The sequence below is a fragment of the Dietzia sp. CQ4 genome (genome assembly GCF_014145125.1).
Taxonomy (GTDB): domain Bacteria; phylum Actinomycetota; class Actinomycetes; order Mycobacteriales; family Mycobacteriaceae; genus Dietzia; species Dietzia natronolimnaea.
On record NZ_JAALDZ010000139.1, the window covers coordinates 1 to 5139 of the forward strand.

Genomic DNA, 5139 nt, shown 5'->3' on the forward strand with positions numbered 1-5139 from the left:
GGGCCGGCACGCCGGCTCGGCCCTGCGGGTGCGGCCAGGCGAGCTCCTCCGGGTCGGGGACGGTCGCGGCCAGGTCGCGGACTGCTCGGTGTTGACGTCGGGGCCCGGCCGGGTCGAGGCCGAGGTCCTGGCCCGGACCGTGGTCGAGCGACCGACGCCCCTGGTGACCGTGGTCCAGGCGCTCCCCAAGTCCGATCGCTCCGAGCTCGCCGTGGAACTGGCCACCGAGGCCGGGGCGGACCGGATCGTGCCGTGGCAGGCGGACCGGTGTGTGAGCCGCTGGGCGGGCCCCAAGCTCGACAAGGGCCGGACCAAGTGGGCCAACGCGGCCCGTGCCGCCGCCAAGCAGTCCCGGCGCGAGTGGGAACCGGAGATCGGCGACCCGCTCGACTCCACCGGTCTCGTGGTATTCGTGGCCGAGGAGGTCCGAGCGGGTGCGACCGCGCTGGTGTTGCACGAGGACGGTGCCGCCGGTTTCGCGGACGCCGTGACCGCGGCGGGTCCCGTGGAACGCATCCTCCTCGTCGTCGGGCCCGAGGGCGGCGTCTCCGACGCCGAGATCGACTCACTCACCCACGTCGGGGCCCGCGCCGTCGTCCTGGGTCCCGAGGTGCTGCGCACCTCCAGCGCCGCCGCGGTGGCGCTCGGCGCCCTCGGAGTTCTCACGCGGAGATGGGCCCGCACTGGTACTACACTCGACCCGACCGCACCACCACCCAGGAAGTGATCCACGTAGGTACCCCAGAGAACGACGCAGTGAGTGACACGGTCGCCCGGACGCGGGGCGACGACCGCCGGGACCCCGGCGGCCCGCCCTCCCGCACGGCGGTCCAGCTCGACCCGGACCTGGCGATGGCGGTGCTCGGCGCCGCGGACGCCAACCTCCGGGCGCTCGAGGAGCTGCTCGACGCCGACCTGCACGTGCGGGGCGGCACCATGACCATCTCCGGCGACCCCGGCGCCGTCGACCAGGCCTCACGAGTGGTCTCGGACCTGCTCCGGCAGGCCGGACGTGGGGTGGAGATCACCCCGGCGTCGGTGCGACGCTCGGTCGAGATACTCGCCGACTCCGGGCCGTTGACCCCCGAGGAGGTGCTGGGCACGGACGTGCTGTCCCGGCGCGGCGGGATGATCCGGCCCAAGACGGTGGGGCAGAAGCGGTACGTCGACGCGATCGACGACCACACGGTGGTGTTCGGGCTCGGACCCGCCGGAACGGGAAAGACCTACCTCGCGATGGCCAAGGCGGTCGCCGCGCTGCGGGCCAAGGACGTCAGTCGCATCATCCTCACCCGCCCGGCGGTCGAGGCCGGGGAGCGGCTCGGCTACCTGCCCGGCACCCTGCACGAGAAGATCGACCCGTACCTGCGGCCGCTGTACGACTCGCTGCACGACATGATGGACCCGGAGGCCATCCCCAAGCTCATGGCGGCAGGGGTTATCGAGGTCGCCCCGCTGGCCTACATGCGTGGGCGCACCCTCAACGACGCGTTCATCATCCTCGACGAGGCGCAGAACACCACGCCCGAACAGATGAAGATGTTCCTGACCCGCCTCGGCTTCGGCTCGAAGATCGTCGTGACCGGGGACATCACACAGATCGACCTCCCGGGTGGGCAGCGATCCGGGCTCAAGGTGGTGCGCGACATCCTCAAGGGGGTCCCCGACATCCACTTCTCGGAGCTCACGTCCGCGGACGTCGTGCGGCACGCGCTGGTGGCCCGGATCGTCGACGCCTACGCGAAGCACGAGGAGCGCCTCGAGCGGGGCGAGGAACCCACCGCCGTACACAGGAACAGGGAGCACCGCCGCCGATGAGCATCGAGGTCGCCAACGAGTCGGGCGTGGAGGTCGACGAGGCCGAACTCATCGACGTGGCCGCGTTCGTGATCGCCCGGATGGACGTCCACCCCGCCGCGGAACTGTCGATCACCCTCGTGGACAAGGACACCATGGCGGATCTCCACGTGACGTGGATGAACCTGCCGGGTCCCACGGACGTCATGAGCTTCCCCATGGACGAGCTCTCCCCGGGGGGTCGCCCCGACCTGCCCGATCCCGGGCCGGCGATGCTCGGCGACATCGTGCTGTGCCCGGCGTTCGCCGCCGACCAGGCCGCCAGCTCCGGTCATCCGCTCGCGCACGAGCTCGCGCTGCTGACCGTGCACGGGTGCCTGCACCTGCTCGGGTACGACCATGCCGAGCCGGCCGAGGAGCGCGAGATGTTCGGCCTGCAGAACGAGCTGCTGGGCGAGTGGTACGACCACCGGGACGCCCCGCAGGACGACGCCCCGCGCGCGGACGCCTGACCCGTGGACCAGACCATTCTCACCACCGGCGCCGCCGTTCTGCTCATCCTGGTCGCCGGCGTCTTCGCCGCCCTCGACGCCGCGCTGAGCACGGTCTCGGTGGCCCGGGTCGAGGAGATGGCCAAGGAACCCCGCTACGGGGCGGCGAGGCTGTCGTTGATGCTGCTCAACCGGCCGCGCTACATCAACGTCGCCGTGCTACTGCACCTGTTGAGCCTGATCGCGGGGGTCGTGCTCCTGACCGTGGTGTTCGCCGAGGTCATCGAGTCCACGGTCTGGGCGCTGGTCGGGGTGATCGCGGTGACGACGATCGCCGCGTACGTCGTGGCCGGCGTCGGTCCCCGCACGCTGGGGCGCCAACACGCCTACTCGTTGGCACTGGGCGCCTCGACCCCGATGAGGGTGCTCGGGATGGTGCTGGGTCCCGTCGCCAGCCTCCTGGTGGGGGTCGGCAACGCCGTCACCCCGGGCCGGGGCTTCCGCAACGGCCCGTTCGCCTCGGAGATCGAGCTGCTCGAGATCGTGGACATGGCCCGCGAGCGCGGGGTGGTGGCCGACGACGAGTCGCGCATGATCCAGTCGGTGTTCGAGCTCGGGGACACCACCGCCCGCGAGGTCATGACCCCGCGGACCGAGATGGTGTGGATCGAATCGGACAAGACCGTCGGCCAGGCGGCCCGGTTGACCGTCAAGTCCGGGTACTCCCGGATCCCCGTGGTGGACGGTGACAACTCCGACGACGTGGTGGGCGTGATCTACCTCCGCGACATCGTGGCCCGTCTCGACGACCCCGACGGCCGCGCGGCCCCGGTCGCCGACGTGATGCGACCCGCGGTGTTCGTGCCGGACGCCAAGCGGATCGACGACCTGCTGTCGGAGATGCAGAGGGACCACAACCATCTGGCGATCCTGGTCGACGAGTACGGCGGAACCGCCGGGCTGGTGTCCATCGAGGACATCCTCGAGGAGATCGTCGGCGAGATCGTCGACGAGTACGACACCACCGAGGTGCCCCCCGTCGAGGAGCTGGAGGACGGGAGGTACCGGCTGTCGTCGAGGCTCGGTCTGGACGAGGTCGCAGAGTTGTTCGACGTGGAGTTCCCGGACGAGGTGACCGAGGAGGTCGAGACCATCGGGGGACTGATGGCGCTCGAACTCGGTCGCGTCCCGCTGCCCGGGGCGCACGTGGTCACCGAGGGGCTGGACCTGCGCGCCGAGGGCGGGCACGACCGTCGCGGACGGGTCAGGGTGGTCACCGTGGTGGCCGAACGGATCGACCTTGCCGCCGACGGCACACACGAGAACGACGACGAGGAGAACCGATGACCACGCCCGAGGGCTTCCGGAGCGGGTTCGTCAGCTTCGTGGGCCGGCCGAACACCGGCAAATCCACCCTCACCAACGCGCTGGTGGGCGAGAAGATCGCCATCACCTCCTCGCGGCCCCAGACCACACGGCACGCGATCCGCGGGTTGGTCCACCGACCCGACGCCCAGATCATCCTGGTCGACACCCCGGGGTTGCACCGGCCACGCACCCTGCTGGGCGAGCGGTTGAACGCCCTCGTGGAGGACACCTACTCGGACGTCGACCTGATCGGGTTGTGCATCCCTGCGGGGGAGCGGATCGGCCCCGGCGACCGCTGGATCCTCGAGCAGGTGCGCAAGCTCTGTCCCACCACCCCGATCCTCGGCCTGGTCACCAAGATCGACACCGTGTCCAAGCAGAAGGTCATGGAGCAGTTGGTCGCGGTCTCCAGGCTCCTCGGGCCGGACTCCGAGGTCGTCCCGGTGTCCGCCGCGTCCGGTGAGCAGGTCGACGTGGTGGCGGACGTCATCGCCTCTCTGCTCCCCGAGGGGCCGAGGTTCTACCCCGACAACGTGATCACCGAGGAGTCGGACGAGACCCGGATGTCCGAACTCATCCGAGAGGCCGCCCTCGAGGGCGTGCGGGACGAACTGCCCCACTCGATCGCCGTGTCGATCGAGGAGGTGCTGCCCCACGAGGGGCGTGACGACATGGTGGACGTCCACGCCACCGTCTACGTGGAGCGGCAGAGCCAGAAGGCGATCGTCCTGGGCAAGGGCGGCTCGCGGATGCGCGAGGTGGGCACCCAGGCCCGGGCGGGGATCGAGCAGCTCCTTGGGACCAAGGTCTACCTGGACCTGCACGTCAAGGTGCTGAAGGAGTGGCAGCGCGACCCCAAGATGCTCGGGCGGCTGGGTTTCTAGACCGCGGTCGTGCGAGTCCTTCTAACGCACGGCCGAACGAACGACCCCCACGATCGTCTCCCGTGCGGCCCGTCCCTCAGGGGTGGGCTGGAGCGGGTGCACGTGGAGTAGCCCCTGCTCCTCGATGTACGTGACGTCCACGCCGGCGGCGCGGGCCCGCTCCACCCCGAGCCGCACGTCGGGCAGGACGATGTCGCGGGTGGCGGCGAAGACCGTCAGCGGCCCCAGACCGGTGAAGTCCCCGCACAGCGGGCTCACCCGCGGGTCGTCCACCGGCAGCTCGGCACGCCAGGCGTCGATGAACACCCTCAGGCCTCGTCGGGCGAGCCACGGGTCACTGGGTTGGACCCGGTCGATGTCCGGGTTGTCCATCGCCAGGTCGAGCGCGGGGGAGATCAGGATCGTCGCCGGAAGACGGGACACACCCCGGTCCCTCAACTCCATCGCCGCGGACAGCGCGATCTGGCCCCCGGCGCTGTCACCGGCGAGACACACCGGGCCGTGCTCGGCGACCTCGTCCCGCACCAGGTCGGCCACCCCGGCCACCACGCCCGCCGCCGTGCCGCGGTTCGTCGCCGACACCGGGCCCGCCAGCGGGT

At 70.8% G+C, this 5139-nt stretch carries 6 protein-coding genes; 5 read left to right on the forward strand and 1 reads right to left on the reverse strand.

Translation table 11 applies throughout. The features are described from left to right. The 5 genes from G6031_RS08805 to era all read left to right on the forward strand — a co-directional run. Positions 1–727, forward strand: a 727-nt coding sequence (locus tag G6031_RS08805) for a 16S rRNA (uracil(1498)-N(3))-methyltransferase (protein ID WP_182653038.1), incomplete at its 5' end; no start/stop codon positions are given. Between the two features lie 29 nt (positions 728–756). Beyond that, a complete protein-coding gene (locus G6031_RS08810) occupies positions 757–1818 on the forward strand; it encodes a PhoH family protein (protein ID WP_259844134.1) in 1062 nt (353 codons plus the stop codon). Further along, entirely contained in the window at positions 1815–2309 is a 495-nt protein-coding gene (gene ybeY, locus G6031_RS08815; RefSeq protein ID WP_182617320.1) for an rRNA maturation RNase YbeY, read from the forward strand. The genes G6031_RS08810 and ybeY overlap by 4 nt, the downstream gene beginning before the upstream one ends. A 3-nt stretch (positions 2310–2312) precedes the next feature. Next, positions 2313–3635 carry a CNNM domain-containing protein gene (locus G6031_RS08820; RefSeq protein WP_182653039.1) on the forward strand — a complete coding sequence of 441 codons (1323 nt, stop codon included), beginning with the start codon at positions 2313–2315 and terminating at the stop codon, positions 3633–3635. Then, entirely contained in the window at positions 3632–4540 is a 909-nt protein-coding gene (gene era / locus G6031_RS08825; RefSeq protein ID WP_182653040.1) for a GTPase Era, read from the forward strand. Before G6031_RS08820 ends, era begins: the two co-directional genes overlap by 4 nt. A 21-nt stretch (positions 4541–4561) precedes the next feature. Here era and G6031_RS08830 read toward each other — a convergent pair. Then, positions 4562–5139 (reverse strand): alpha/beta hydrolase fold domain-containing protein (locus G6031_RS08830; protein WP_182653041.1); only part of this gene is annotated, 578 nt, incomplete at its 5' end.

What these genes read in the sequence shown, in the direction of transcription:
- ybeY (WP_182617320.1), top strand. Translation starts at nt 1,815, where the DNA reads ATGAGCATCGAGGTCGCCAACGAGTCGGGCGTGGAGGTCGACGAGGCC.
- era (WP_182653040.1), top strand. Translation starts at nt 3,632, where the DNA reads ATGACCACGCCCGAGGGCTTCCGGAGCGGGTTCGTCAGCTTCGTGGGC.